Below are 26,116 nucleotides of genomic sequence, written 5' to 3'. Positions count from 1 at the left end.
CCAAAGAAAGTGAGGTAACGAGCCTTGCAGGAAAATGCAGTCGAATTCCGCCATATCTCCATGGAGTTCCCCGGCGTGCTCGCCAACGACGACGTATCGCTCGACATCCGAAAGGGCGAGGTCTTTGCCCTCGTCGGCGAGAACGGCGCGGGCAAGACCACGCTGATGAACATTCTCTACGGCATCCACGAGCCGACGAACGGCGAGGTGTATATCCGCGGGAGGAAGGTCGAGCGCTTCTCGCCCAAAACCGCCATCTCTATGGGCGTCGGCATGGTGCACCAGCACTTCATGCTCGTGCCCAGCTTCACCGTGGCACAGAACATCGTTATGAGCCGCGAGCCGCGCAGGCTCGGCGTGCTCTTTGACAACAAGGCCGCCGAGGCCGCCGCGCAGAGGCTGGTGGAGGAGTACGGCCTTGCGGTCGATCCCGCCGCCGTGGTGCGCGAGATCGGCGTGGGGCTTCAGCAGCGCGTGGAAATTCTCAAAACGCTCTACCGCGGTGCGGACATTCTCATTCTGGACGAGCCGACCGCCGTCCTCACCCCGCAGGAGACGGATGAGCTGTTCGCCGTCATCCGCCGCGTGGTGCGCGAGCTGGGCATGACGGTCATCATCATCACGCACAAGCTCTACGAGGTCATGGCAATCAGCGACCGCGTGGGCGTGATGCGCAAGGGACGGCTCATCGGCGTGGAGAACACCTGCGACGTGGACGAAAAAAAGCTCGCCTCGATGATGGTCGGCCGCCCGGTGCTCTACGACCGGCTGGAAAAGGCCGGCGAAGCGGGCGCGGAGCAGATTGCTGTCCATGACCTCACGGTCTGCGATGACCGCGGGCTGGTCGCCGTGGACGGTCTGAGCCTGTCCGTCCGCGCGGGCGAGGTGCTCGGCATCGCCGCCATCGAGGGCAACGGCCAAAGCGAGCTTTTGGAGGCCATCACCGGTATGCGCCGCGTCGAGCGCGGCACGGTGGAGGTCTGCGGGCAGAACGTCACCGGAAAAACGGCGGGCGAGATCCGCAAGGTCGGTCTCTCCCACATTCCCGAGGACCGTCTCGCCACCGGCGTGAGCCGGAGCGCGAGCGTGACGGACAACCTCCTCATGGGCAAGCAGCGCGACAAGGCCTTCAGCGGCTTCGCGTTTCATCAGCGGCGCAGCTCCATCGAGCGCTACGCGGAGGAGGTCTATGAGAGGTTCGATATCCGCGGCGCGGGCATCGACACCGCCGTCGGCTCCATGTCCGGCGGCAATATGCAGAAGGTCGTCGTCGCGCGTGAATTTTCGTTTGATTCCCCCGTGCTCATCATCGCCCAGCCCACGCGCGGCGTGGACGTGGGCGCCATCGAATTCATCCACACCCGCATCATCGAAAAGCGCAACGCCGGCTGTGCCATTCTCCTCTGCTCGGCCGACCTCGACGAGGTGTTCCGCCTGTCCGACCGCATCATCACGATGTACGAGGGGCGCATCACCGGCGAGTTCCGCACAAGTGACATCACCAAGGAGGAGATCGGCTGGTACATGACCGGCCACCGTGAGGGAAAGGAGGCGGCAAAGGCATGAAAAAGCTCGCAGGCGCGGTGAATTACCGCTATCTGCTCTCGCTGCTGCTCTCGATCCTCTTCGCCTTCCTCATCGGCGCGGGCATTCTCGCCGTCTCCGGCTTCCATCCGCTCGAGGCCTACGGCGCGATGCTCTCCGGCGCGTTCGACAGCGCGCGCCACATCGGCGACTTTCTGGAGTACGCGATGGTGCTGTGCGTGTGCGGCCTTGCCTGCGTGCTCGGCGCGCGCGTCGGCATCTTCAACGTCGGCGGCGAGGGTCAGCTGCTCCTCGGCGCGATCTTTGCCGCGCAGGTCGGCGTGTGGATGGATGGGCAGCCCCGCTTCCTTGTCATCGTCTGCGCGGCGCTCGCCGCGATGGCGGTCGGCGGCCTGTACGCTTTCCTCCCCGGCGTTCTGAAGGTGAAGGTCAAGGTCAACGAGGTCATCACCACCATCATGCTCAACACCGTTGCCGCTTACCTCTGCCAGTATCTTGCCAAGGGCCCGTGGAAGAATGCCAATAAGAACATGGTCGCCGCGACCGAACAGCTCGGCGCACAATACTGGTTCGGCAATGTCATTCCCCGCTCCAATCTCACCAGCGCCGTGTTTGCCGCGGCGGTGATGGCCTTCCTTGTGTGGTATGTGATGGAGCGCACCTCCATCGGCTACGAAATGCGCATCACCGGCGAGAATCCGCGCTTCGCCTTCTTCTCCGGCCTGCGCACCGATCAGATCGTGCTGCTCTCCATGGTCGTCTCCGGCGCGATGTGCGGCCTCGTGGGTATGTTCCGCGTCTACGGCGTCGAGCATCTTTACCGCGACAGCGTGAGCAAGGACTACTACTTCGAGGCCCTGATGGTCGCCATGATCGCGCAGTATAAGCCTGTGACCGTCATCCTCCTCTCGCTCTTCTTCGCCGTGCTGAAGATCGGCGCGCAGGGCATGGAGCTCATCGGCATTCCCTCGCAGATCTACCTCATCATTCAGACCGTTATCATCTTCTGCATGGCTGCCGAGAGCGGCATCACCCGCTCGCTCACCGCGGCGCACGAGCGCCGCAGAGCCAAGCGCGCCGCCGAAGAACGCTTAAAGGAGGAACTGAAACATGGATGACCTTTCCGCGATCCTCGCCAGCATTTTCTCCTCCGGTACCTTTAACGAGATGCTCCGCCGCGCCACGCCCGTGGCGCTCGCCGCCATCGGCGGCTCGCTCACCGAGCACGCCGGCATCATGAACATCGGCATGGACGGCATGATCCTCATGGGCGCGTTCTTCGGCGTGTTCGGCAGCTATCTCTTTACCTCCGCCTGGGGCGGCGTGGGACTGGTGCTTCTTATGGGGCTGCTCGTCGGCCTGTTCTTTGCGCTCTTCGTCGTGAAGTTCCGCTCAGACGAGTTCATCATCGGCTGCGCGCTCAATACCTTCGCGCTCGGCCTGACGACCTATCTCTCCCGCTCCGTGTTTGGCACCTCCGGCGCGAAGGGCTTCCCCTCCCTGCCGACGGTGGACCTTCCGCTGCTGGATAAAATTCCCTTCCTCGGCGCGGTGCTCAATGGTCACTCGCTGTTTGTGTATCTCACCTGGCTCTTCGTCCTCGTGCTGTGGGTGTTCATCTACAAAACCCCCTACGGCTTCTGGCTGCGCGCGAGCGGCGAAAAGCCCGAGACGCTGCGCACCGCCGGCATCGAGCCGGAGAAGATGAAGTGGCTCGCGAGCATCCTCTGCGGCGTGCTGTGCGCGCTCGCGGGCGCTCACCTGTCGCTCGGCTACCTCAACGGCACCTTTGCCGAGAATATGTCCAACTCCCGCGGCTACATCGCCTTTGCCTGCGTGATCTTCGGCGCGGCGAACCCCGCCAAGGCCTACCTCGCGGCGCTGATGTTCGGTTTCTTCGACGCCATCGGCCTGAGATTGCAGGACTACGTCAGCTCTGACCTCACCGGTATCATCCCCTACGCCATCACCATCATTATGATGGTCTACGTTGTGGTGAACGCGCAGCGTCGCCGCCGCCACGCGGCGCAGCAGCAGCTGAGCCGCCGCGCGCGGAGCTGAACGCACATCGGAGGCAGCTATGCAGCAGGGCATTTTTGAAAAAAGCATCACCGTCACGCCCGACTACTGCGACGCCGCGGCGCAGCTCTCGCCCCTCGCGGCCTTCACCATCTTTCAGGGCATCGCCGCCCAGCACGCCGAGCTCATCGGTGTCGGCGGCGCAGCGATGGCGAAGCGCGGCGAGTTCTGGCTGACCGTCCACACGCGCGTGGACTTCCTGCAACGCGCAGGTCTCATGGATGAGCTTACCGCCGCAACGTGGCCGGAGCCGTGCGACGGCAAGGCCATACGCTGCTACCGCAGCTACAGTCTGCGCCGCGGCGACGCGCTGCTCGCCCTCGGGCGCACGCAGTGGGCCGTCCTCGGCCCGGAAAAGAAGCTGATGCAGTTTGCGCAGACCGGCTTTCCCGCCGATTTTCCGTTCTCCGACCGCACCGGCATCACCGATCACCCCACCCGCTTCGCGGACGACCTGCCGCAGGCGGAGCTCGTGCGCGGCTATACGGTCCGCTCAACGGACATCGACTTCGGCCGTCACATGAACAACGTCGCCTACGTCCGCGTGCTGCTCGACTGCTTCTCCGCCGCCGAGCTGGCCTCGGGCCGCATCGCGTCGATGGAGGTCCACTACGCCGCTCCCTGTCTGGAGGGCGAGGAGCTGGACGTCTACTGCCGCCGTGAGGAGAGTGGCTGCCGCCTCGCCATCAAAAAGGCGGACGGCAAGGCCGCCGTGCTCGCCGCGGTGAAGCTCCGTTGAAGCAGCAAACGATCACAATACAAGCGCCGCGGTCGGGTGACCGCGGCGCTTGCCGTTTTCTTATTCTTCCTTGCCGTAGAGCCAGGTGCAGCCCTCGTTCACGCTGTCGACCGCTTTGCGGTAAGCTCCGAGCACGCCGGGCGCTGGATGCGCGGGACGCTTGATGTGTCCCAGCCGCTCCGCGAGCTCCTCGTCGCTGACCTCGAGGTGGATGGTGTGTTTGTCGATGTCGATCTCGATCATGTCACCGTCGCGCACTGCGGCGATGGGGCCGCCGTCCCACGCCTCGGGCGAGACGTGGCCGATGCAGGGGCCGCGCGTCGCGCCGGAGTAGCGCCCGTCGGTGACCATGGCGCAGCTCGTGTGCAGGCCCATGCCGACGAGCATCGCCGCGGGAATGGACATCTCGCGCATCCCCGGCCCGCCCTTGGGACCCTCGTAGCGAATGACCAGCACATCGCCGGGCTTGACGGACTTCTCCGTCATGGCCGCGCGCAGCGCGTCCTCGGAGTCGAAGCAGACCGCAGGGCCGCGGTGGTGGAACATCTCGGGCACCACGCCGCTCTTTTTCACGATGCAGCCGCCGGGGGCAAGGTTGCCGTGCAGCACGGCGAAGCAGCCGTCGGGGTAGAGCGGCTCGTCGGCTGTGTGGATGATCTCGGGATCGACCCTGCGGCGGAAGCGGGCGAGGAACTCGCCCACCGTGCCGCCCGTCGCCAGACGCGCGTCGGGGTCGAGATAGCGCTCGATGGCCTTCATCGTCGCGCCCACGCCGCCAGCCTTATAATAGTCGTACATATTGAATTTTGAGGACGGCTTGAACTTCGCGACGCAGGGCACGTCGCGCTGGATCGCATCAAAGGCCGCGAGGTCCATCGGAATGCCCATCACGCGCGCGAGCGCACAGATGTGGAGCTGGGCGTTCGTCGAGCCGCCGGTCGCGGCGACGTGGCGCAGACCGTTCTTGAGGCTCGCCTCGGTGACGACATCGGAAAAGCGCACACCCTCCTTCGTGAGCGTGACGATGCGCTCGCCGACGTCGCGCGCCTGCTTGTACTTGGCGGACGAGCAGAAGAGCATGGTCGTGCTATCGATGGGGCAGAGGCCGATGACCTCGGTGAATACGCCCATGGTGTTGGCGGTGCCGTACATCGAGCAGGTGCCGCAGGAGAAGCAGATGTTCTCACGGAAGCGGGTGAAGGTCTCCTCGCTGATGGCGTCGATGTTGCGCTGACCGATGGATTCCTTGAGGTCAGGCGTGACATAGGTGCCCTCGTCCGCCTCGTAGGGCAGCATACTGCCTGCCGTGAGGAACATACAGGGCTTATTGAGCGCCGCGGCGGCCATGAGCATACCGGGCACGATCTTGTCGCAGGAGCACAGGAACACCAGACCGTCGAAGCCGTGGGCGCTCGCCATCGCCTGAATGCTGCCGGCGATCAGGTCGCGCGAGGGCAGGATGAAGTGCATCCCCTCGCCCTGCGCCATGCCGTCGCAGGGGGCGGGAACGTTGAACTCCGCCGGCGTACCGCCGGCCGCCCACACGCCCTCCTTGACGTAGCCCACCAGCTCCTTGAAGGCGCGGTGCCCCGGGTTGACGTCCGTAAAGGAATTGACGATGCCGATGACGGGCTTTTCCAGGTCCTTTGTGCGGTAGCCGCAGGCGTTCATCAGGCCGACGTAATAGCCCTCCTGCGGGTTCGAGGGGGTGCGGTTTCCCTTCCAGCCCATACAGCCTTAGTACGCGGTGGTCATGGCGCCGTCGACGCAGATGACCTGACCGGAGATCGCGCTGTTCGCGGGCGAGCAGATGAACACCACGGAGCGGGCGTACTCGTCCGCCGTCTGGTAGCGCTTCTGCGGGAAGCTCGCGGCGTCGCGGGTGTTGTACTCCTCGAGCGTGATGCCCGCCTTCTCCGCGCGGATGGTGTTGAGGTACTTGATGCGGTCGGTGTAGATGCGGCCGGGGCCCATCGTGTTGACCATAATGTTGTACGGACCGAACTCGCGCGCCATCGTCTTGCTCATGCCGACCACGCCCATGCGGAACGTGTTGGAGAGAATGAGGTTATCCAGCTCCTGCTTGATGGAGGACGAGGTGGAGTTGACGATGCGTCCGCCGCCCTGCTTCATATAGGGCAGCGCCGCGCGGATGGCGGTGGTGTAGCTGTACAGGCATTTCTGATAGCCGTCCGCCCAGTCGGCCTCGGTCAGCGCCTCGAAGGTGCCCGCCTTGGGGCCGGGGCAGTGGTTCACAAGGCCGTAAATGCCGCCGAGGTCCGCTGCGACCTTGTTGATCATCGCGGTGATGCTCTCGTTGTTGAGCACGTCGTACATATAGGGGTGGGGGCGGTTGCCGGTCTCCTTCTCGATGTCGACGACCGCCTGATCCAGCTCCGCCTTGAACGCCTCGCTGGTGCAGATGACCACCTTCGCGCCCTCGCGGGCGAACTCCGTCGCGATGCCCTTGCCGAAGCCGGACGCGCTGGACATACAAACGACGACCTTATCCTTCAAACCCAGATCCATGATAATTTCCTCCTGATATGTTAAAATTTTTGATCTTCCTTAGTGCAACTTGAGATCCACGACGGGATTCTTCAGCGGCTCCATCTCGAAGCCGTCGGGGCCGACGATGCGGCACTCGGCAATGTCGCCATCCTGAATGTGGAACGCGCGCGGGGTGCCGGTGGAGAGCACGTCGCCGGCGTACCAGCCTTGGATGCTCGAGTGCAGGGAAACGAGGCGGGACGGAACGTGCGTCATGTGATCGACCGTGTTCTTCGCGTGGATCTCGCCGTTGTGGACACTCTGGACCTCAAGCTTGAGGACGTCGGGCACCTCGTCGGGCGTGACGAGCTGGGGACCGAAGGAGAAGAACGTCGGGAAATTCTTCACGATGGTCAGATAGCGGGGATTGCCGGGCACGAAGTCGTTGCCCTTGAGGATGGATTCCTCGGTCATGTCGAGGATCGTGGTGTAGCCGACGATGGCGCTCTCCCACTCCTCCTCGGGAACGTCGCGGCAGTCGCGGCCCATGATGATGCCGAGCTCCGCCTCCGCCGTGGTCTTCTGCGCCTCCTTGAGCTTGGGCAGCAGGATGTCGTCGCCGTAGCCGACAAGGGTATCGGCCATTTTGAAGAAGCTGCCGGGGAAGCCCGTGGGCGCGGCGTTGCCGATGTCCTTGGCGTGGTCGGCGTAGTTCAGACCGATGCCGAAGATGCGCTTGGGGTTGCGGTAGAGCGGGGCGTAGACAACCTCCTCCGCCGGCACGACGCCGGGGATGGTCTCAAGCTCCTCCTTGCCGCCCTCGTTGTACCACTTCGTCAGGCCGGGGATGTGATTGGCCTGAATGAGGCTCATCATGTCCTCCTTCCAGCCCGTGCCCTTGTAGGCGTTGAGCGCTGCGACGGGCAGGATGCCCTTCCCGGTGACGATGCCGGCGACCTCCGCGCCGTGCAGCTTGATCGTTGCGAGTCTCATGGTTGCGTCCTCCTCTTAATCTTGTTCAGATGATGCGGCCCACCGGCTCTTGACCGGCAAGCACCGCGTTGATGTTTTCGGCTGCGATCTTGGAAACGCGCGTGGCGGATTCGACCGTTGTGGGCGCGTAGTGCGGCGTGACGATGACGTTCGGCAGCTTAAAGAGCGGGCTGTCCGGCGCGACCGGCTCGGGGTCGGTGACGTCAAGACCGGCGCCGGCAAGTCTGCCATTCTCCAGCGCCTCGATGAGCGCGGCTTCGTCCACGATGGGGCCTCGGGCGCAGTTGATAAGCAGCGCGGTGGGCTTCATCAGCGCGAGGCGCTCGCGGTCGATGAGCTTGCGCGTCTCGTCGGTGAGCAGACAATGGAGCGTCACGACGTCGGCGCGGCGCAGCAGCTCGGAAAGGTCGTCCACCCTCTCGACGCCCTCGGGGACCTCGCTGATGTAGGGGTCGTAGACGATGACGTGCATATCCAGGCCGTCCTTACACATGTGCAGGATGTGCTTTCCGATGCGGCCCATGCCGATCAGACCCAATGTCTTGCCGGTCATTTCAATGCCGGGGGCGTGGTTCTTCGCGGCAAAGCCAACCGTGCGGTACTCGTTGGAGACGGGAATGATGTTCTTCGCCAGCGTGAGCATCAGCGTGAAGGCGTGCTCGGCGACGGAAAGGCTGTTCGCGTTCGGGGTGATGGTCACGGCGACGCCGTGGCTCTTGCAGTAGTCGAGGTCGATATTATCGTAGCCCACGCCGTGCTTGGAGACGATCTTGAGGTTCTTCGCCGTCGCGAGCAGCGAGCCGGGCAGCTCGATGATGCGCACAAGCACGGCGTCCGCGTCCACGATCTCGCGACGGATGACATCCATGTCGCGGTCGGCGTAGACGACGGTGTGGCCCGCCGCGGTCAGCAGCTCGGGTCCGATGGGGTGGACCGATTCGGTGATGAGAATTTTTGCCATAATGCTTCCTCCTTTACAGGCTCAGGCCGTAGGGCTTGCCGAGCTCCAGCAGCTCTTCGTAGACCGGCTGCGGCACCTCAATACCGTTTGCAGCATTTTCTTCCGCCTTGCGGCCGGAGCGTTCGCCGGGCAGGAAAATTTCCTCCACACCATCGGCCTTTTTCAGCGCCTTGATCTCCCGTGACATGGCGGAAAGAGCCGACTTGAACGCTGCCGGTTCGATGAAATGCGCAATGTCGATGGCGCCGAGAAAATGGCTGACGCCCTGCGGCTCGTCCATCACATAGAGGTCATGCAGATGCGGACCGTAGAGGCCGCCGCTGAGAATGCCGCAAAGCACATCGACCATGATGGCGAGGCCGCTGCCTTTCGCGCCGCCGATCGGCACGAGCGAGCCGGCACGACCGGCCGCGGGGTCCGTGGTGGGTCTGCCGTCCTTATCCAGTGCCCAGCCCTCGGGAATAGACTTTCCCAGCTTCTGCGCCAGAATGAGCTTGCCCAGCGCCACAACGCTCGGCGCCATATCCAGCACGACCGGAAGGTCGTCGGACGGAGCCGCCACGGAGATGGGGTTTGTGCCCATGTAGGGCTCAGCGCTGCCGAAGGGCGCGATCTTGCCCTTGAGATTGGTGCAGGCAAATCCGATCATATCCTGCGCGGCAGCAAGCCTTGTATAATAGGCGGCGGTGCCGAAGTGGTTGGAGCTGTGCACGCTTGCAAAGCAGCAGCCCGTCTCTTTTGCCTTGGCGATGCACCGCTCCATCGCAAATTTTGCCGCCGCCGCGCCCAGCGAGTTGCCGGCGTCCACGACCAGCGTGGAGGTCGATTCCCGCACGATGCGGATGTTGTTTTCACGCGACATCACGCCCGCGTCCATGCGCTGCATATAAACGGCCAGACGGCTCACACCGTGGGTGGACACGCCTGTCAGCTCCGCGTCGATCAGCGCGTCAGCCACCGCTTCCGCGCAGCTCCTCTCCACACCGGAGGCCGTCAGGACCGACACGCAGTAGCCCCGCAGCGCAGATGCTTCAAACCTTGGCATAATCTCACTCTTTTCCGATGGTTTTTTGATTTCCCTGTTTGACTCTATCATAGTGCATCGCCGCGAAAAGGTCAAAGACTTAAATGTGACTATCCCTATAGCATTTTTACTATACCGTGCTTGACGGCGTCGTATTTTTTGCTATAATCAAAGAGGAAACCGAGGTGATCTGGATGGTACAGGACCGGAATCCGGAATATTTTCTTGCCATTGCGTCCGAGAAAAGCATTTCCAAGGCCGCAGAGCGGCTGCACATCTCGCAGCCCTACTTGAGCCAATACGTCATCCATTTGGAAAAGGAATTCGGCGTCCGCCTGCTCGACCGCACCAAGTCGCCGCTGGCGCTGACCGCAGCCGGCAAGGTCTACGCCAACTATCTCGAGGACAGCTCGCAGCTCTATGAGCAGCTTTTGCAGGATTTCACACGTTTGAACGCCAGCCGCCGCCAGACGCTCCGCGTCGCCATGAGCAACTGGCGCGCCAGCACGCTCCTGCCGAGCATCCTGCCCGCCTTTTCGCAGGAGCACCCCGAGGCCCATCTTGAGCTGCTCGAACGCCCGACGAGCGAGATGTTCCGACTGGTGGCGGACAACACGGTGGATTTTGCCATCATGAACACCAATCTCAATACGCCCGACTACCTGACCACTGAGACCATTCTTTACGAAAAGATCCTCCTGGTCGGCAACCGCGGCAACCGCGCCGCGCAGGCGCTTGCGGAGGCCTGCCGCGCGGGACGGGAGCCGGAGCTCTCCGTTCTCGAGCACGAGCGCTTTGTCCTGCTCTACCCCGAGATCCTGCTCGCCATGCGCGTCAACAACTTTCTCGAACGGAAGCATATCACCGTCGAAAACGCGCTCTACACCACCAACGCCACCACGGCGCTGAACCTGACGGCGGAAAACTACGGCTTCTGCTTCGTCAATGAGACCGCTGTCCACAACGCGCCGAACCGCGGCGAGCTGCTCTTCTTCGACCTCGACTCCCCCGACCTTGTCCACCCGCTGAGCGTGGTCTACAAGAAAAAGCGCCACCTTCTGCCCGCCGCCCGCGCCTTCGTCGATGCCGCGCGCCGCTTCCTGCAATCGCAGTCGTGGCGCAGCGAGTGCGACTGCCGCGTGGAGCACGGCCGTCCGGTATAGCACGGCAAAGCCCGCCTCCGAAGCGATGTCGGAGGCGGGCCTTGTTCATTTCTTTTTCTCGCGCGCCAGAATACTGGAATAAAAGCGCTCGCCGAGGCGGCTGCTCAGAAGGCCGCGCAGCGCCGTGCGCTGCTCGTCCGTCATGGCTGCGGTCGGCACAAGGTAGAGCTGATCGGCCGAAAGGCAGAGCATGAACACGCTCGAAATTTCGATGGCCGAGGCGAGCTTCGCGAGCGCGACCGTGTTGCGGAGCTTCTTCTCGGGGATCTCGACCGAAAGCTTGCCCGCGTCAAAGCGCAGAACGTACTCCGTCCCCAGCAGCGACTCGTCGCTCTTGAGGTAGCGCAGCACGCGCTGCTCCTCGCGTCCGAGCAGCAAAAGCATCCAGACAAGATAGGCCGCCGCGATGTAGATCGGAAGGTAGCTCAGGGGAAAGGTACCCTGCACGGCAAGCACGGTGTAAAATGCCACCGCCAGCACGACGGCGATGCCCACGCGGAAGGTATTGCGGTTTCGCAGGAACATGGCGTAGAGCGACGCCTGCCGAAACACCTTTTTATTGACGCGGTAACGGATCTCCTGAGCTTCCATGGTTCTTCTCTCCTCGCTTGGATTCTTACGCTACAGTATACCGCGCGTCGGGGGCGCGGTCAATGAAAAAATATGAGGGTCCCTTTTCAGGACCCTCATATTCCGTATCCGGTTCAGCGGAGCTTACTTCTGCTCCTGCTTGGCCTTGTGCTTGTCCATGATGAACTTGGGACCCTTCTCCCACTTCTTCACGTTGATGAGAAGCAGAGCGACCGCGATCACAAGGCCGGTGATATCCGTCAGCGTGCCGGGGATGAACATCAGCAGGCCGCCGGCGATGAACACGATGCGTTCAAGCCAGTTGAGCCTCCACAGCAGCCAGCCCTGGAAGCCGGCGGACATGATGGCAACGCCGATGATCGCGCTGATGGCGACGGAGATGATCTCGCCGACGCTGCCCTGCATCATCATTGCCGGGTTGTAGCAGAACGCGAAGGGCACCATGAAGCCGGCGAAGCCGAGCTTGCAGGCCTCGACCGCCGTGGTCATCGGGTTGGTCTTGGCGATGCCGGCGCCGGCATAGGCCGCGAGGGCGACCGGCGGGGTGATGGCGGACAGGCACGCGAAGTAGAACACGAACAGGTGCGCCGTCAGCGGGGCAAGGCCGAGCTTGATGAGGGACGGAGCGAGGATGGATGCCGCGATAACATAGGCCGCGGTGGTGGGCAGGCCCATACCGAGGACAATGCAGGTGATGGCAGTGAAGACCAGAGACGGGAAGAGCATGTTATGCGCCGCCTGGATCATCATGTCGCCGAAGATAACGCCGATGCCGGTGATGGAGACCATGCCAACGACGATACCGGCGCAGGCGCAGCCGATGACGATGGACATGGCGCTGAAGCCGGACTTGACCATGGCGCTGGGGATGGTCTTGAGGGTGAAGCGCTTCTTCTTATCGAAGAGCATGACCACGGGCACCGCGCAGGTCGCCCACAGGGCGGAGTAGAGCGGAGAATACTGCGCGATGAGCAGGCAGTAGAGCAGAACGCAGATGATGAGCAGATAGATCCAGCCGTCCTTCATGACATCGCGGGTCTTGGGAATGTCCTTGGGGTCCATGAGGGTGACGTGCGCGATCTCGGTCTGCGTCATAACGGCGACGGCGCAGCCCCAGTAATAGAGCAGCGCGGGAATGACCGCCGCGATGACGATGGCGATGTACTTCTGCTCGGTGAACGCGACCATCAGGAACGCGCCGGAGCCCATGACGGGGGGCAGGATCTGACCGCCGGTGGAGGCAACGGCCTCAACGCCGCCGGCGAACTGGGGCTTGTAGCCGCGGGACTTCATCAGAGGAATGGTAAACGTACCGGTGCCGACGACGTTGGCGACGGCGGAGCCGTTGATGGAGCCCATCAGACCGGAGGCCACGACTGCGCTGAGCGCGGGGCCGGACTTGATCTTACCGGTAAGAGAGATGGCGATGTCGTTGATGAAGTCGGAGCAGCCGGAAGCCTCGAGGAACGCGCCGAACATGACGAACATGAAGATGACCGTGGCGGAAACGCTCATGGTCGTGCCGAACAGACCGTCAAGGTCGGTGGCGAGGAACTTGCAGATACGCTCGAGGGAATAGCCACGGTGGGCGATGGCCATGGGCAGGTTCGGCCCGGCCAGTGCGTAAGCGATGAAGAGGAGAGAGAGGATCGGCATGATATAGCCGAGGGTACGGCGGGCGCACTCGAGCACGATAATGACGAGGCAGGCGCCGGCGAAGGTCGCCATCCAGGTCGTCTTGCTCAAACGCTCGGTGAGGTGATGGACCTCGTCCTGCGCCATCCACACGGAGACCCATGTGAGGATGACGAGGATCATATCAAACGCGCGGCAGATGGCACGGAATGCCTTGCTGCCGGCGAATTTATCCTTGAAAACGTGCTTATAGAGAGGCTGAGTGAGCAGGATCAGCGTGAGGGCGAAGCCCAGATGCACGCCGCGCTGCACGGAGTAGTCGAACAGGCCCTTGAAGCCCGTGTAGATGTGGAAGGAGGTCATCAGGAAGGCGACGACGGAGGCCATCATAATGAACTTGTCGCCCTTACCCTCTTCGAGAGTTCTCGCTGCTGCCAGTTCGCTGTCAAGCGAGGCGACGTCGATCTCTTTGATTTCTTTCTTATCGGACATAAACGCATCCTTTCTGTTAAGTGGGGGGTCTTAACGAAACCTTAATGAAAAGGGGGAGCCGGAGTTGGGATGTCCCAACTCCGGCCAAAAAATGCTTTTCGCAGGGACGGTCAGATCGTCCTTTTGATCAAGTTTTCAGAATTCCTCGATTAGATGAGGCCCTGCTCGCTGTAGTACTTCTGGGCGCCGTCGTGCAGAGGAATGGGCATCTGGGTGCAGAGGAAGCTGGGATCGGTCATGTCCTTGAGCAGGGCGTTACCGGCAGCCATCTCCTCGGTGTGCTCGTTCATGGCCTTGCACAGATCGTAGACGAGATCCGCGTCCATATCGGCGGTGACGATGATGAGGCACTTGACGCCGAAGGTGTTGGCATCATTGTCCTGACCGGTGTAGGTGCCGGCGGGGATCTTGGTCTGGATGTAGGCAGCGTTGCCCGCGAGGACCTTGTCGATCTCCTCCTGGGTCATGTCGAGGACCTGGATCTCCTTGGTGGCAGCGAGGTTCAGCTGACCGCCGATGGGCAGGCCGGCGAAGCCGAAGGCCGCGTCGAGGATGCCGTCGCCGACGGAGTCGGCGCCGTCGCCGAGGCCGAGGTTCTCAAGGCTGGTGTTGCTGGAATCAATGCCCATGACACCAAAGGCGGCGAGGGTGGCATTCTCGGTCGCGGAGGCCGCAGGACCGACGGCAACGCGCTTGCCGAGCAGGTCATGGATGTAGGTCAGGCCGGAGCTCTTGAGCGCCACGCCGCTGAGCACGGAGGTGTAGACCGCGCCGATGACGCGCAGGTTGTCCAGCTTGCCGATGTCGGCGAACTTGCCGGTGCCGTTGTAGGCGTTGAGAACGACGTCGGAGGTAGCGACCGCGACGTCGACCTCACCGGTGGAGACGTCCTGGCAGTTCTGGAAGGAGCCGGTGGAGGTCTGGGTGTTGCACTTCACGCCCTGGACGTTGTTCGTCCAGACCTGGGAGACCGCAGCGCCGGCAGGGTACATGGAGCCGCCGGTGTCGGCGGTGCCGAAGGTCATAATGACGTTGCCGCGGGGGGGCTTGTCGCCATCGGTGTTACCGTCGTTGGAGGGTTGCTTCTCGCCGCAGGCGGCCAGAGCAAAAACCATTGCCAGCGCGAGGATCAGAGACAATACTTTTTTCATGCTGATATCTTCCTTTCAAAAATTATATACCCGGCTTGCGCCGAATACGACAAAAAAGTTAAATTCTCTGTTCCGGCTCGGAACAGAGAAAAGACCACATGGTCTTTTTCGCGTACGCCGCACCCTCGTGCGGTATGTTTGGTACGTTCACAGCTTATTCATTTTTTATGGACGGATTATAATTCATTCATCCTCGTCTTGTCAAGTCTTTCACAAGCATATTTTCCTGTTTTTTCGATGAAATTTTCTGGTCATTGTCATTCCGCACAGAAATGCTTCTTTCTTTTTGTGCTATCAGTCACTTTTTCCTTTCGTTTTTTCAGCAAAATTCAAATTTCACCGCAAATTTTTCATATTCTGCCGCATTTTCGCGCCCGCGCTCCCCCTGTATCCGGGGCGTTCAGGAGATGTTTTCCGCCGTAAGGACTCCGTTAAGCGCGCGCAGCCGTTTTCGTGAGAGCAGCGGATCACACGCAAAATGCTTTTGTATGAATATTCATTCTTCTATACATCAATATTTTGCCGTTTTCTTCTTGTTATCTGCTATATCCCACCAAATCAACAGGTTTTATTCTACGCTATTACGATAGCATAGTCAATCGCAAACATCACTTTTTTGGAATTTTAGGATATCTGCACAGCATTTTTCGCCGTTTTTTGACACCTCCGTGACATGATCCGTCCGCAGGCCGGTCCCGTTTCGCCGGGAGTTGCAATATTTCGCGCAATGGGTTATAATACAAATGATTATTTTCCGTGCAAGGAGGAAAACGCGATGAAGGCTAAGGTATATTTCTCCCGTGAGATCACGCCCGAGAAGGTCGTGGCGCTTTACCGTGCCGTGGGCCGCGAGCTGCCGGGAAAGGTCGCCGTGAAGCTGCACTCCGGTGAGCAGGGCAACCAGAACTTTTTGGGCCCCGACTTCTGGCGGCCGATGATCGAGGCCGTGCATGGCACGGTGGTCGAGTGCAACACCGCCTACGAGGGCGAGCGCAACACCACCGAGAAGCACCGCCGCACGATGATCAGGCACGGCTGGAGCACGAATTTCGACGTGGATATTCTTGACGCCGAGGGCCCCGATCTGGAGCTTGCCGTTCCGAACGGCAGGAGTATTCAGAAGAACTTTGTCGGCAAGGACATTGCCAACTACGATTCCATGCTCGTCCTCTCCCACTTCAAGGGGCATCCGATGGGCGGCTTCGGCGGCGCGCTCAAGCAGCTCTCCATCGGCTGCGCGTCCTCCTACGGCAAAGCCTATATCCACGGTGCCGGCGAGCCCGAAAAGATCTGGACCGCTGACCACGACAGCTTCCTCGACGCGATGGCGGACGCCGCCTCGTCCGTGGCGGAATATTTCAAGGACAAGACCGTTTTCATCAACGTTATGAAGAATATGTCCGTGGACTGCGACTGCTGCGCCGTGGCCGAGGACCCGTGCATGGCGGACATCGGCATCCTTGCCTCGCTCGACCCCATCGCGGTCGATCAGGCCTGCCTCGATCTGGTCTACGCCTCCGACGATCCGGGCCGCGACCACCTCGTAGAGCGCATTGAGAGCCGCAACGGTGTCCGCACGGTCGAATCCGCGGCGGCGCTGGGCTTCGGCACGCGGGAATACGAGCTCGTGGAGCTGTAACATAAAACGCCATAAGGGAAAAGCACGGGGCTTCCCGTGCTTTTTCTTGTACATTATAATAGGTATGGGTCACAGGAACTTATCCAGCTCGCGCTCGACCTCTGGCAGCTTCTTCGGCGCGGGATGCTCGACGCGATAGCCGTCCTTGATGACCATGGAGAGCGTGCGCAGGGCCGAGAGATCCGCGAGCGGATCCTTCGCGCAGACGATCAGGTCCGCCGCCTTGCCCGCCTCGATGGAGCCGGTCTCGCCGTCGATGCCGGCAAGCCGCGCGTTGAGCCGCGTCGCGGTGTGGAGCGCGAAGGCCGGCGTCACGCCGCAGTATTTCACGAAGTAGCACAGCTCGCGCCACATATCGTAGTGCGTGATATAGGGGCAGCCGGTGTCCGTGCCGAGGCCGACCGGAATACCGTTTGCCAGATTTTCCCGCGCCATGGCGATGATGCCGTCAAAGACGACCTTGCCGTTCTCCTGCTGCTCATAGGTCGCGTGGGAGACACTGCGGTCAAAGAGCGCATAGGGCAGTGCAGGCGAGAGCGTCGCGACCTGGAACGCGCCCTTCTCCTTGTAGAGCGCGGTGATCGCCGCGTCCGGCTGCGCGCCGTGCTCGATGGAGTCCACGCCGTTTTCCAGCGCCACACGCACGCCCTCGGGGCTTTCGACGTGCGCGGCGACCTTCATGCCAAGCGCGTGCGCCTTATCGCAGGCCGCCTTCACCAGCGCGGGCTGCATCCGCAGCACGCCCGGCTCGCCGACGACCTCGGCGTCAAGCACGCCGCCGGTGATCATGAGCTTGATGAGGTCCGGCTTCTCCGCCGCGATCCGCTCCACATAAGCCGCGGCCTCCTCCGGTGTCTTTGCTTCGTAGGCAAGGGAGCCGGCCATGTGCCCGTCGGGCACGGAGACCGCCATATTGGACGCCACCACGCGCGGGCTGAGGATCTTTCCCTGCGCGGCAAGGTCGCGGATGATCGTGTCGAAGTCCGCCACGCCGCCGACCGTGCGGATGGTCGTCACGCCGCTGAGAAGCTCCGTCTTCGCGTAGCCCTCGCACAGCTTCACGCCGATGCGGCGCGTGAGCGCGTTGGCGGTGATGAGCTTCACGAGCTTCTTCGGGTCGCTCGCCTTTTTCTTCGGCTTGCCGGAGGCGGGCAGATGAACGTGCAGATTGATCAGCCCCGGCAGCACATACTGTCCGCCGAGGTCCACGACCTCATAGCCCTCGCGGCGCGCCGCGGCATCGGCGACCGCGCCGATGCGCCCGCCCTCAATATAAATATCTCTGCCCGTCTGCGGCGTCATTTTCTCCGTGCCGTCGAGCAGCACACCGTTTGTGAGCACATAGTTTGTTTCATTCCGGAACATGGCATTTCCTCCGCTCCTTCCGTGTTTGCCTTATCATACCACACCGCTCCACGGCCGGCAAACGGATTTTTTGCGCACTTCGTGCATTCTGCACAATTTCGGGCCGACATTGTTTGACCAAAAGCGGGTGAAAAAACCTTGCATCCGCCGTCGAATTATGGTATCATTTCAATAGTTACAAATTGTAACCTTTGGTACCGTTCGGCGGCGCGCCCCGTCTGCGCCGCTTTTTCATGAGAATTTGAGGAGGATGCCCTATGAAACTGCGCCACGCGCTCCGCGGCACGGCTGCCGGCCTGCTGCTGGCGGTCTGCCTGACCACCCCCACCCTCGCGCTCACCGGCGTTGTGGACGTCGGCGGCAGCGTTCTGCGCGTGCGCAAGACCGCGAGCACCGGCTCCGCCATTCTCGATCAGCTGCCGAGCGGCAAACAGGTCGAGATCGTGGACACCGCGACGAACGGGTGGTACGGCATCCGGCTCGGCAGCGTGAAGGGCTACGTCTCCGCAAGCTACATCAAGCTGCTTGAGGAAGCCGTCCCCGTCGTCACGGCAGAAGTCAGCGCGGTGAGCGCCTCTGCCGCGCAGAGTGAGAGCGCCTACGTCAAGGTCACGGCGGACGTGCTCAACGTCCGCACCGGTCCGTCCACCGACTATGCGGTCGCAGACGAGCTCGCGCAGGGCAAGGTCGTCAAGGTCCTCGGCGCGCAGGACGGCTGGTATCAGATCGGCAGCGGCTACATCGACGCGGCGTACACCGAGGCCGCCACCTATGAGGAGGCGCTCGAGCAGCTCTACATCCGCGTCACGCAGGGTCCGCTCAACATCCGCTCCGGCCCCGGCACCGGCTACTCCAAGGTCGGCTCCCTCGCCAAGGGGCGCTGTGTGAAGGTCGTGTCCGTCCAAAGCGGCTGGTATCAGATCGAGCAGGGCTACGTCAGCGCCGCCTATGTGGAGGAGACGGACTACACTCCCGCCGCCGCTTCGAGCAAGGGGCAGGAGCTTGCGAACATCGCGCTCCAGTACGTCGGTTACAGCTACGTCTATGGCGGGGCCAGCCCGCGCGTCGGCTTTGACTGCTCCGGTCTTGTGCAGTATGCCTGCGCACAGCTCGGCTACTCCATCAACCGCACCGCCTCCGCTCAGCTGCAAAACGGCGTTACCGTTTCGTGGGACGAGCTTGCCCCCGGCGACCTCGTGTTCTTCAAGAAGCCCGGCAGCACCACCTCGAAGCCCGTCACGCACGTCGGTATGTACATCGGCAGCGGTCAGTTCGTCCATGCCTCGGACTACGGCGTCGGCGTCATCGTCAGCAACCTTTCTGACGCCTACTACACCACCGGCTATGTCAGCGCCCGCCGCATCGCGGTATAATGTCAAATCAAAACAGCAGGAGCCTGCGCATCGCGCAGGCTCCTTTCCTTATGGCTTTTTCCGTCACACCGGGTAGGCGCCGATGCGCGCGATCTCCGCGTCGCACAGCGCGTCGACCGCGTCGAAGTCCACACAGGGGCGGTAGAGCGCTTCGAGCGCGTCATGCCCGCGCTTGGCGCGCTTGAGAGACGCGACCGCTTCCTCCTCCAGCGCGCGGCGGACACGGCGGATGAAGCGCAGGTGCGCCTTTTCGGCGCGGGTCAGCTTCTCCTCCGCCATCGCGTCGACGCGCAGGCGGCGGTAGGGCTTCCCTTCATAGCGCACGCCCTCGCCGGTCGTGACGAACGCAAGGCCCCGTGCGGGGATCAGCAGATGCGCGATCTCCGCGGGCCGCAGCGGATCGCGGCAAGCCAGAACGTCCTCCCCCGTCTCCAGCGCCGCGTCGCGCAGCCGGCGCAGCACAGGCGCGGCAAGGCCGTAGCTGTCGCACAGCTCATAAACACGCGGGCAGAGAGCGTCCACGCTGTCGAAGCGGCACACCCTGCCCTGACAGGTCAGTCCGCCGAGAAAGACGTCCACCGCGCGTCCCCGCGTCTCTCCCCTGCCCTTGAGCTCGCGCGCGGCGATCCCCGCCGCGCGGCGCAGCAGCTTTTCCTCGTCGAAGTGCGCGCGCACCAGAGCGCGGCGCTCCGCATCCACACCGCCGAGCGCCCGCAGAACATGGTATGCCTCGCGATAGGACGCGCGGTAGGCGTCGGTCAGCGCCGTCAGGCCGTTCGCGACCTCCTTCGCCGCCGCGCTGTCGCAGCATTGCGACAGGTCCACATAGCGCTCGTGCGCCAGCGCGTACCGCGGCTCGAGGACATGGGGCGCGGTGCCGTCGACGATGGCCGTCCGGATGGCCGGAGCGATCACACCGTCGAGTGAATCGGGATCGCCGGAGCAATGGATGTACACGGTCTCCAGTCCGCGCTCCTCCAGCGCCGCGGCCACGCGGCGCATGAAGGTCGATTTTCCGCAGCCGGGAGTCCCCTTGAGAATGATCAGATCGTAAAGCCTTGCGTCGAGGAGCTGGTCATACAGCCCATAAAAACCCTCCGCGCTGTTCGCGCCGAGGAAAAAATGCGTCTGTTTCATGGTCCGCCTCCAATGGTCTTAGTTTCTACTTCAACCTATGCGCGGCGGCGCGTCCATGTTTGCGCAGCCGTAAAATTGTTAGACGCAAATAGGAAAAGCGCCCGTCTCGGGCGCTTTTCTCATGCTTTTTCAGATGCCGAGCAGCTGGCGCTTCTTCGCCGCGAACTCCTCCTCGGTGATGACGCCGGCGTCGAGCAGCGACTTATACTGCTTGAGCTCCTCCACGGTGCTCGGTGCGCCGCCCGCCTGCGCGGGGGCCGCGGTCTGTGCCGCGGAGGCGGCGCCGGTCTCCGGCGCGCCGGGGGCGATAAACTGCATCAGGTTGTGCGCAAGGGTGTGCAGCTCATTGACCTTCTCGTCGTACTTGTGCAGGAAGGAGTCCACGCTCGGATAGTCCTCGTCAAACTCCGGCGCGTCCAGCTCGTTGCGGTAGGCTTTCCAATAGGGATGGTCCAGCTCCAGCTCCACCACGAACTGACGGAACGGCGAGGACTCGCGGAACTCGGGCTTATGGAACTCCAGCTCGCGCTCACGCTCGCGCCACTCCTCGTTGGTGCGGTCGAGATACTGCACGCGCTCGGCCTGCATGATACGCTCATAGTCGCTTCTCTGCAGCTTGAACTGCTCGATACGCGGTGCGAGCAGACGGACGCGCTCGGGGTTCTTGCTCTCAGCGCAGACAAGACCGGCGGCCGTGCCGGTAAAGAGCGGTTCCTTATCTTCCGTGATGCGGAAGGACTTGAGCGCGGACTTTTCAAACACGATGGTGCTCTCGTCGTCCTTCAGGCGGAAGAGTCCGTTGGTCACATCAAGCACCAGCTGCGTGTTGAACGCGCCGAAGCCGAAGCGGTACTCGGGATGGAAGCGCTCGCGCAGCACCTGATTTTTGTTGTAAAAATCTATGTAGCGGCGGAAATCGTCGAGCGTCATGCTGTCCAGCACGCCGTTCGGCAGGTCGATCTTCTTGTCGCATTCCTTGCAGATGGGCACGCCCTCGACCTTGGTCGGCAGCAGGCGGGGCGTCGCGTTGCCGCAGATGGGGCAGGGCTTCTTATTATTGCTGAATAATCCCATAATGCTTCTCCTTCTATTCTCCGTTTTGTCCGGCGGCTGTCCGGCCGCCCCTCGGATACTCTTGCAGGAAAAGCATAGCACGCCCTGCGGAAAGATGTGCGTTTCTCGCCCGAAATGTATGGTTTTGGGGTGTGAAATGCATCCGTGTGCCGTCTCACGCCGCGAACGGCGTGAAGGGCAGGACTTCATATTGCTTGGTATAGCGCTCCATGAGCTGCTCCGCCTCGGCGCTGGGAATGGTCTTGCAGCGGTCTTCGAGCTGCGTGTCCTCCAAGGACAGGGCATCGAGACCCTTGGCGTGGTACCACACGCCGCCGCGGTCAAAAACGCTTTCGATGGGCAAAAGCGTCTCGCCGTAGCGGAGATAGGTCCTCCCCCAATGGTCGGCGCCGCCCGACCACTCATGTGCAAGCGTACCGTCAGAGCAGAGAAAATACTGGCTGCGGCTCCAGCCGTCCACGACGCGAACGGCTTTTGCGCCGTCGAGACGGTAAATATTAAAGATCACGCCGTAGCCGTCGCCCCAGTCCGCGCCGAGCAGCAGCTCGCTCGTGCCGTCGCCGTCAAGGTCGCGCAGCAGCCAGCCAGGTGTCTGGTAGTAGTCGTTCGCGGACAGGAGATCGTGGCTGAAGTCGGTCTGCACGTCGCTCGTGCCGGAGCGCCGCAGGTCGGCGATCTCGGCGAGCAGCGCGTCGTAGGCGGCGTAGCCGGTCGTGCTTGCCGCACCGCTGCGCGCCGCGTCCAGCGTCGTCACATACTCCAATATACCGCCGCGGTAACGATACAGATCTCCTCCCTCGCCCAGCTCGTCGACCGCGTTGATAAGATTTTTATATTCGTGCGGGAGATTGGCGATCAAGCCCGTGTAATTGGAAGCGATACAGCCAAGCGTCTCGTTCACATCGAGCCGTTCCACACGCCCGTCGCGCGCCGCGTAGATCACGATGTTCCCGCGGTCGTTGGCGCTCGCCCAGCGCAGCGCCTCGCAGCAGCCGTCATCATCGAGGTCGTGCATCTCGACATATCCGCCATCGCCCAGTGCGCACAGGTAAAGATAAAGCTCCTTGCTCTCCGTGCTCCTGCGTTCGCTGCCGCTGGTGAAGAACACCTCGTAGGGCTGCACACCCCTTTCCATCGTCACGGGACTCTCCTCGATCTTGAAGCTCACCGAGACGGCAGAGCTCCTGGAAGCGGTGGAAGCATCCGTCGCCTTGAGCGTCTGTGCCGCGTCCTGCAGTGCCAGGATCAGCTCGCTCGTGAGCGCAAGCTCTCCGCCGTTCGCCCCGGTCCCAAGGCGGTAGCTTGAGATGCTCTCGAAGCCAGCACGCGCAAGCAGCGCACCGACGAGGTCTTCCTCCGCACCGTCCTCCTCGAGCCGAAAGCTCTGCTCCATGACCTTGAGCTGGCCCTCCTCTAATCTGACCTGCCACTTGTCCGCGCCCTCATAGCTCCAGTACGATTCGATCTGATAGAAGCCGCCCTCCGGACGGGGATAGAGGCTGAGCATCGTGCCGCTCTCCCCCTCCCGCAAGGTGCAGCGGTAGTGGTCGGAGAAATACTTCAGCGTCCAGCCGGCGCTGTACAGCTCCATCAGCTTGTCGTCAAGGCCGCTCCCCTCCGTGACAAGGAAGTAAGCGCCTGTTCCCGCGCCCGAGCGCCAGAGCGGGCTGTCGCCCTCGCGCTCCCACCCGTCGAGGACGCGGATGCTCCACGCATCGGTGTAAACGCGGTCGGCATCCTCTGCCGCCTCGCTTGCACCAATACATTCAAGCAGATAGCCTCTCAGCTCCGTGCTTCCGGAACGCAGCTCATACAGCCGCGCTTTCCTGCCGTCCGTAATGGGATTGACCAGCATTTCACGCTCAGAGAGCATGACCTCGCAGCGTTCGCCCGCAGCGCTGATAAAATAGAGCCTTGCATAGCAATCCTGCATTCCTGACGCGGTGCCGAGGCGTTTGTATTGCAGGGCATCCAGCAAAGCGTAGACGGCGTCCGTTTCCTCCGCCGTCAACTGGACGTTGGATGGCTGCGCGCCGTTTTCGTCCGTTACATCGGCATAAGTGACCTGTTCCCGATGGAAACCGACCAGTCCGGCGGCGTCGGTATCCGTAGGCGGATTTGTCAAAAAACACACCGCCACAACGACGCACACGGCGACCGACGCCGCGACCGCCCAGAACGCGGGCTTTTTGTAGCGCAGCGCGTTTTTCACGCGCGCACCCACGCCCACCTCGCCGAAGGCGAGCGGACAGGCGGCAAGCATACGCCGCGGCACGCTGCACGCGAGCAGCGCGCTCGAATAGTCCTTGATCTGCCCGGCGTCCATGCCGCGCAGCACGCGCTCGTCGCAGGCCAGCTCGATGTCGCGGCAGAGCAGGGTATAGGCAAGCCACAGCAGCGGGTTGAACCAGTAGACCGCCAGCAGGGCAAAGCCCAGCGGCTTCCACCAGTGGTCACGCCGCGCGAGGTGCGCGCACTCATGCGAGAGCACACTCCCCCGCTGCGCCTCGTCCAGCGCGGAGGGTAGATAGATGCGCGGGCGCACGATGCCGAGAATGAACGGCGAGGCGACCTCGTCGCAAACATAAATATTCTCCCGCAGCGGAATGGAGGCGCTCACGCGCCGCCGCAGCCGCAGGTAACTCACGAGCGCATAGAGCAGCATCGCCGTGAGGCCGATGAGCCACACCCAGCCCGCGAGATAGGTCCACACATAGAGCGGGTTGACGCTTGCCAACGGCGCGGCGGCAAAGCTCTCGCTCAGCGAAGGGTTCACCGCGTTGTCGATGATCGTCACGCCGCTCGTGATGGTCGGCGCGGGATCGAACTGCACGACCTCGGGGCTGACCGTCTCCGCGCTCGGGATCAGGCTCAGCGCGCTCTCGATGGAGAACGGCAGCATCAGGCGCAGCGCGACCATGCCCCAGAGCAGGACGTTCACCCACTTCGGGGCCCTTTTAAGCACGAGGCGCAGCGCCAGCACGACCAGCACCAGCCAGCTCGCCGAAATGCTCAGATTGAGGAGCTTGAGAAAAATACCGCTCATACGCTCACGACTCCTTTCCGTATGCGTCGATCATCTCCCGCAGCGCGGCGACCTCCTCCGCCGAAAGCGCCTTGCGCGCGGTGAAGGCCGCGACAAAGGCGGGCAGCGAGCCGTCAAAGGCATCCTCCACCAGCCGTTCGCCCTGCGCGGCGTAGTATTCCTCCCGTGTGATCCGCGCGGTGACCACGCTGTTTTCATTTTGAAAAATGCCCCGCTCGCAGAGCTTGCGCAGCACGGTATAGGTCGTCGGCTTCTTCCAGCCCCATTCCCTCTCGCACAGCTTCACCAGCTCGCCGGAGCCGATCGGCTCATGCCTCCATACAAGCTCGGCAAACTGCGTCTGCACCGTGCCCATTTTTCTTTCGTCCATCGGCGGTCTCCTTTCGGTTTATTTTGGATAAACCATTCCTGCCGTGAGTTTATCATGGATAAACCATCCATGTCAAGACCCTTTTTCCCGCCTGAGGGCAAAAACAAGCACCCGCCGAAGCGGGTGCTTGTAAGAAGAGCTGTTAACGCTTGGAGTGTTGAACCCATCGTGTCAAAGTACCTCAATGCGTCGGAAACTCGCTATATCGTTGGATTTCGTAGAGGGGAAAATCGGGCATCGTGGGGTATCGTCGAGGGGTGTTCTGTATCGTCTTGCGTCCGATTTGCGTCAAACTTGCGGCAGTCAAAACGGCAGAAATAGAGCAAGCGGCAGGGTCAGCCTGCCGCTTGCTTGTTGTTCAGAATATTGGAAATCGTCTTTGCTGTCCGCTGTTTCGCTTCGGGGTATACATGAGCATATACACGGCTTGTAATGTCGCAAGAAGCGTGTCCGAGGTTCTCGCTGATTACCTGCATCTGCTCTCCGCTATAAACCAGCAGGGAGGCATAGGTGTGTCTTAACTTGTGAGCGGAAATCTCCGGCAGTCCGTTTTGCTTCATCAGTCGCTTCAGCCGCTTGTTCAGTTCGTTTCGGTCAAACCACTTGCCCGTTCCAGTCGTGAAAACCATTTCGGGCTGTTCCCATGCGTCACCAAACGCTTTCTTCAGCTTGTCCTGTTCCTGCTTGTGCCGCTTCAGCATAGCCCCGCTTCAGAAAGACTTCCACACGGTTGCGGCTGATGATTTTCTCCATATCTGCCCGCATGGCGTACCCGCATACCCGCAGACCATTGAGGGCTTGAATGTCTCGGAAGTTCAAACGGTTGATATTACGCATAAGCAGAAACCTCCTTTTTTGACATACTACGCTCGCTATCGGGCGTAGTATGCGAAAAAGAGGTTTGACACAGCCCCGCAGGGCTGTGAAGCCTGCTCCCGTCCCTCGTCCCCCCCGTCTTTCGTCCTCCGTCCCACCGCCCGACCAGAGCAAAGGCGGGAAAAAACAATGTCCGCCCATACTCCGCAAGAGTAGGGCGGCATTGTGGTCTGCCACGCTCCGCAAGCGTCGGCAGATTTTTTCGGCGGTGTCCTGCTATTTTGCGATACCAGCAAATTAGCGGGACTTGCGGCGGGAGGGACGGTGCTATTTTCTCGTTCAATTTCTATTTGCGTCAGATTTGCGTCAAGACATAAAGAAAGAAGCCCGAAACCGCTGCGGCTTCGGGCTTCTTGATGAGGCAATTTATCTC

22 protein-coding genes are annotated in these 26,116 nt (G+C 61.9%); 7 read left to right on the top strand and 15 right to left on the bottom strand.

Going from position 1 to position 26,116, the window contains the following annotated elements; all coding sequences use genetic code 11:
• Positions 1–24 precede the first annotated feature (24 nt).
• Genes KQI17_RS06355 through KQI17_RS06340 form a run of 4 tightly spaced genes read left to right on the top strand, consistent with a single transcriptional unit; the run spans position 25 to position 4,363 of the window.
• On the top strand, positions 25–1,566 hold the full coding sequence (locus tag KQI17_RS06355) for an ABC transporter ATP-binding protein (RefSeq protein WP_253285718.1): 1,542 nt from the start codon (positions 25–27) through the stop codon (positions 1,564–1,566).
• Complete coding sequence (locus KQI17_RS06350; protein WP_216495374.1) at positions 1,563–2,663, top strand: ABC transporter permease; 1,101 nt, start codon at positions 1,563–1,565, stop codon at positions 2,661–2,663. Before KQI17_RS06355 ends, KQI17_RS06350 begins: the two co-directional genes overlap by 4 nt.
• Positions 2,656–3,606 (top strand): ABC transporter permease, encoded by a 951-nt coding sequence (locus KQI17_RS06345; RefSeq protein ID WP_253285717.1) that lies wholly within the window; start codon positions 2,656–2,658, stop codon positions 3,604–3,606. Before KQI17_RS06350 ends, KQI17_RS06345 begins: the two co-directional genes overlap by 8 nt.
• A 19-nt stretch (positions 3,607–3,625) precedes the next feature.
• Positions 3,626–4,363: an acyl-[acyl-carrier-protein] thioesterase gene (locus KQI17_RS06340; protein ID WP_216495373.1), complete on the top strand. Its 738-nt coding sequence runs from the start codon at positions 3,626–3,628 to the stop codon at positions 4,361–4,363.
• 60 nt (positions 4,364–4,423) lie between these two features.
• Here KQI17_RS06340 and KQI17_RS06335 read toward each other — a convergent pair whose 3' ends face one another.
• Genes KQI17_RS06335 through KQI17_RS06315 form a run of 5 tightly spaced genes read right to left on the bottom strand, consistent with a single transcriptional unit; the run spans position 4,424 to position 9,852 of the window.
• Positions 4,424–6,094 (bottom strand): dihydroxy-acid dehydratase, encoded by a 1,671-nt coding sequence (locus tag KQI17_RS06335; protein ID WP_216495372.1) that lies wholly within the window; start codon positions 6,092–6,094, stop codon positions 4,424–4,426.
• A 6-nt stretch (positions 6,095–6,100) separates the two neighbouring features.
• Positions 6,101–6,892, bottom strand: coding sequence for an SDR family oxidoreductase (locus tag KQI17_RS06330; protein WP_216495371.1), 792 nt, complete (start codon positions 6,890–6,892; stop codon positions 6,101–6,103).
• A 39-nt stretch (positions 6,893–6,931) separates the two neighbouring features.
• Positions 6,932–7,846, bottom strand: coding sequence for a fumarylacetoacetate hydrolase family protein (locus tag KQI17_RS06325; RefSeq protein WP_216495370.1), 915 nt, complete (start codon positions 7,844–7,846; stop codon positions 6,932–6,934).
• A 25-nt stretch (positions 7,847–7,871) separates the two neighbouring features.
• Positions 7,872–8,807, bottom strand: coding sequence for a hydroxyacid dehydrogenase (locus tag KQI17_RS06320; RefSeq protein ID WP_216495369.1), 936 nt, complete (start codon positions 8,805–8,807; stop codon positions 7,872–7,874).
• 13 nt (positions 8,808–8,820) lie between these two features.
• Positions 8,821–9,852, bottom strand: coding sequence for an Ldh family oxidoreductase (locus tag KQI17_RS06315; RefSeq protein WP_216495368.1), 1,032 nt, complete (start codon positions 9,850–9,852; stop codon positions 8,821–8,823).
• A 173-nt stretch (positions 9,853–10,025) separates the two neighbouring features.
• On the opposite strand from KQI17_RS06315, the gene KQI17_RS06310 reads away from it, so the two are divergent.
• Positions 10,026–10,994 carry a LysR family transcriptional regulator gene (locus KQI17_RS06310; protein ID WP_253285720.1) on the top strand — a complete coding sequence of 323 codons (969 nt, stop codon included), beginning with the start codon at positions 10,026–10,028 and terminating at the stop codon, positions 10,992–10,994.
• Between the two features lie 45 nt (positions 10,995–11,039).
• Here KQI17_RS06310 and KQI17_RS06305 read toward each other — a convergent pair whose 3' ends face one another.
• From KQI17_RS06305 to KQI17_RS06295, 3 genes are all read right to left on the bottom strand, one after another.
• A complete protein-coding gene (locus tag KQI17_RS06305; protein ID WP_216495366.1) occupies positions 11,040–11,585 on the bottom strand; it encodes a hypothetical protein in 546 nt (181 codons plus the stop codon).
• Between the two features lie 123 nt (positions 11,586–11,708).
• The gene (locus KQI17_RS06300) at positions 11,709–13,712 is read right to left on the bottom strand and encodes a TRAP transporter permease (RefSeq protein WP_216495365.1); all 2,004 of its coding nucleotides are present in this window, start codon (positions 13,710–13,712) and stop codon (positions 11,709–11,711) included.
• Positions 13,713–13,861: 149 nt separating this feature from the next.
• On the bottom strand, positions 13,862–14,863 hold the full coding sequence (locus KQI17_RS06295) for a TAXI family TRAP transporter solute-binding subunit (protein WP_216495364.1): 1,002 nt from the start codon (positions 14,861–14,863) through the stop codon (positions 13,862–13,864).
• A gap of 775 nt (positions 14,864–15,638) precedes the next feature.
• On the opposite strand from KQI17_RS06295, the gene KQI17_RS06290 reads away from it, so the two are divergent.
• Positions 15,639–16,502 (top strand): DUF362 domain-containing protein, encoded by an 864-nt coding sequence (locus KQI17_RS06290; protein WP_216495363.1) that lies wholly within the window; start codon positions 15,639–15,641, stop codon positions 16,500–16,502.
• A 69-nt stretch (positions 16,503–16,571) separates the two neighbouring features.
• Here KQI17_RS06290 and KQI17_RS06285 read toward each other — a convergent pair whose 3' ends face one another.
• Positions 16,572–17,867, bottom strand: coding sequence for an amidohydrolase family protein (locus tag KQI17_RS06285; protein ID WP_216495362.1), 1,296 nt, complete (start codon positions 17,865–17,867; stop codon positions 16,572–16,574).
• Positions 17,868–18,124: 257 nt separating this feature from the next.
• Between KQI17_RS06285 and KQI17_RS06280 the strand changes: the two genes are divergently transcribed.
• Positions 18,125–19,240 carry an SH3 domain-containing protein gene (locus tag KQI17_RS06280; protein ID WP_216495361.1) on the top strand — a complete coding sequence of 372 codons (1,116 nt, stop codon included), beginning with the start codon at positions 18,125–18,127 and terminating at the stop codon, positions 19,238–19,240.
• Positions 19,241–19,303: 63 nt separating this feature from the next.
• Here KQI17_RS06280 and KQI17_RS06275 read toward each other — a convergent pair whose 3' ends face one another.
• The 6 genes from KQI17_RS06275 to KQI17_RS06250 form a co-directional block, all read right to left on the bottom strand.
• Positions 19,304–20,377: an AAA family ATPase gene (locus KQI17_RS06275; protein WP_216495360.1), complete on the bottom strand. Its 1,074-nt coding sequence runs from the start codon at positions 20,375–20,377 to the stop codon at positions 19,304–19,306.
• Positions 20,378–20,506: 129 nt separating this feature from the next.
• A complete protein-coding gene (locus tag KQI17_RS13575) occupies positions 20,507–21,451 on the bottom strand; it encodes an SHOCT domain-containing protein (RefSeq protein ID WP_253285716.1) in 945 nt (314 codons plus the stop codon).
• A gap of 154 nt (positions 21,452–21,605) precedes the next feature.
• The gene (locus tag KQI17_RS06265; protein ID WP_216495359.1) at positions 21,606–24,497 is read right to left on the bottom strand and encodes a M56 family metallopeptidase; all 2,892 of its coding nucleotides are present in this window, start codon (positions 24,495–24,497) and stop codon (positions 21,606–21,608) included.
• 4 nt (positions 24,498–24,501) lie between these two features.
• On the bottom strand, positions 24,502–24,867 hold the full coding sequence (locus tag KQI17_RS06260) for a BlaI/MecI/CopY family transcriptional regulator (RefSeq protein WP_216495358.1): 366 nt from the start codon (positions 24,865–24,867) through the stop codon (positions 24,502–24,504).
• Positions 24,868–25,202: 335 nt separating this feature from the next.
• On the bottom strand, positions 25,203–25,568 hold the full coding sequence (locus KQI17_RS06255) for a tyrosine-type recombinase/integrase (RefSeq protein ID WP_216495357.1): 366 nt from the start codon (positions 25,566–25,568) through the stop codon (positions 25,203–25,205).
• Positions 25,516–25,704, bottom strand: coding sequence for a hypothetical protein (locus KQI17_RS06250; protein ID WP_216495356.1), 189 nt, complete (start codon positions 25,702–25,704; stop codon positions 25,516–25,518). The genes KQI17_RS06255 and KQI17_RS06250 overlap by 53 nt, the downstream gene beginning before the upstream one ends.
• Positions 25,705–26,116: the final 412 nt, after the last annotated feature.

This window comes from Oscillibacter sp. MSJ-31 (genome assembly GCF_018918025.1).
Lineage (GTDB): Bacteria > Bacillota > Clostridia > Oscillospirales > Oscillospiraceae > Hominicoprocola.
This window is presented reverse-complemented; position numbering and strand designations above follow the sequence as displayed.

Excerpts from the sequence above, each read along its gene's own strand:
- KQI17_RS06350 (WP_216495374.1), top strand. The coding sequence starts at position 1,563 with ATGAAAAAGCTCGCAGGCGCGGTGAATTACCGCTATCTGCTCTCGCTG.
- KQI17_RS06345 (WP_253285717.1), top strand. The coding sequence starts at position 2,656 with ATGGATGACCTTTCCGCGATCCTCGCCAGCATTTTCTCCTCCGGTACC.
- KQI17_RS06340 (WP_216495373.1), top strand. The coding sequence starts at position 3,626 with ATGCAGCAGGGCATTTTTGAAAAAAGCATCACCGTCACGCCCGACTAC.
- KQI17_RS06335 (WP_216495372.1), bottom strand. The coding sequence starts at position 6,094 with ATGGGCTGGAAGGGAAACCGCACCCCCTCGAACCCGCAGGAGGGCTAT.
- KQI17_RS06330 (WP_216495371.1), bottom strand. The coding sequence starts at position 6,892 with ATGGATCTGGGTTTGAAGGATAAGGTCGTCGTTTGTATGTCCAGCGCG.
- KQI17_RS06325 (WP_216495370.1), bottom strand. The coding sequence starts at position 7,846 with ATGAGACTCGCAACGATCAAGCTGCACGGCGCGGAGGTCGCCGGCATC.
- KQI17_RS06320 (WP_216495369.1), bottom strand. The coding sequence starts at position 8,807 with ATGGCAAAAATTCTCATCACCGAATCGGTCCACCCCATCGGACCCGAG.
- KQI17_RS06315 (WP_216495368.1), bottom strand. The coding sequence starts at position 9,852 with ATGCCAAGGTTTGAAGCATCTGCGCTGCGGGGCTACTGCGTGTCGGTC.
- KQI17_RS06310 (WP_253285720.1), top strand. The coding sequence starts at position 10,026 with ATGGTACAGGACCGGAATCCGGAATATTTTCTTGCCATTGCGTCCGAG.
- KQI17_RS06305 (WP_216495366.1), bottom strand. The coding sequence starts at position 11,585 with ATGGAAGCTCAGGAGATCCGTTACCGCGTCAATAAAAAGGTGTTTCGG.
- KQI17_RS06300 (WP_216495365.1), bottom strand. The coding sequence starts at position 13,712 with ATGTCCGATAAGAAAGAAATCAAAGAGATCGACGTCGCCTCGCTTGAC.
- KQI17_RS06295 (WP_216495364.1), bottom strand. The coding sequence starts at position 14,863 with ATGAAAAAAGTATTGTCTCTGATCCTCGCGCTGGCAATGGTTTTTGCT.
- KQI17_RS06290 (WP_216495363.1), top strand. The coding sequence starts at position 15,639 with ATGAAGGCTAAGGTATATTTCTCCCGTGAGATCACGCCCGAGAAGGTC.
- KQI17_RS06285 (WP_216495362.1), bottom strand. The coding sequence starts at position 17,867 with ATGTTCCGGAATGAAACAAACTATGTGCTCACAAACGGTGTGCTGCTC.
- KQI17_RS06280 (WP_216495361.1), top strand. The coding sequence starts at position 18,125 with ATGAAACTGCGCCACGCGCTCCGCGGCACGGCTGCCGGCCTGCTGCTG.
- KQI17_RS06275 (WP_216495360.1), bottom strand. The coding sequence starts at position 20,377 with ATGAAACAGACGCATTTTTTCCTCGGCGCGAACAGCGCGGAGGGTTTT.
- KQI17_RS13575 (WP_253285716.1), bottom strand. The coding sequence starts at position 21,451 with ATGGGATTATTCAGCAATAATAAGAAGCCCTGCCCCATCTGCGGCAAC.
- KQI17_RS06265 (WP_216495359.1), bottom strand. The coding sequence starts at position 24,497 with ATGAGCGGTATTTTTCTCAAGCTCCTCAATCTGAGCATTTCGGCGAGC.
- KQI17_RS06260 (WP_216495358.1), bottom strand. The coding sequence starts at position 24,867 with ATGGACGAAAGAAAAATGGGCACGGTGCAGACGCAGTTTGCCGAGCTT.
- KQI17_RS06255 (WP_216495357.1), bottom strand. The coding sequence starts at position 25,568 with ATGCTGAAGCGGCACAAGCAGGAACAGGACAAGCTGAAGAAAGCGTTT.
- KQI17_RS06250 (WP_216495356.1), bottom strand. The coding sequence starts at position 25,704 with ATGCGTAATATCAACCGTTTGAACTTCCGAGACATTCAAGCCCTCAAT.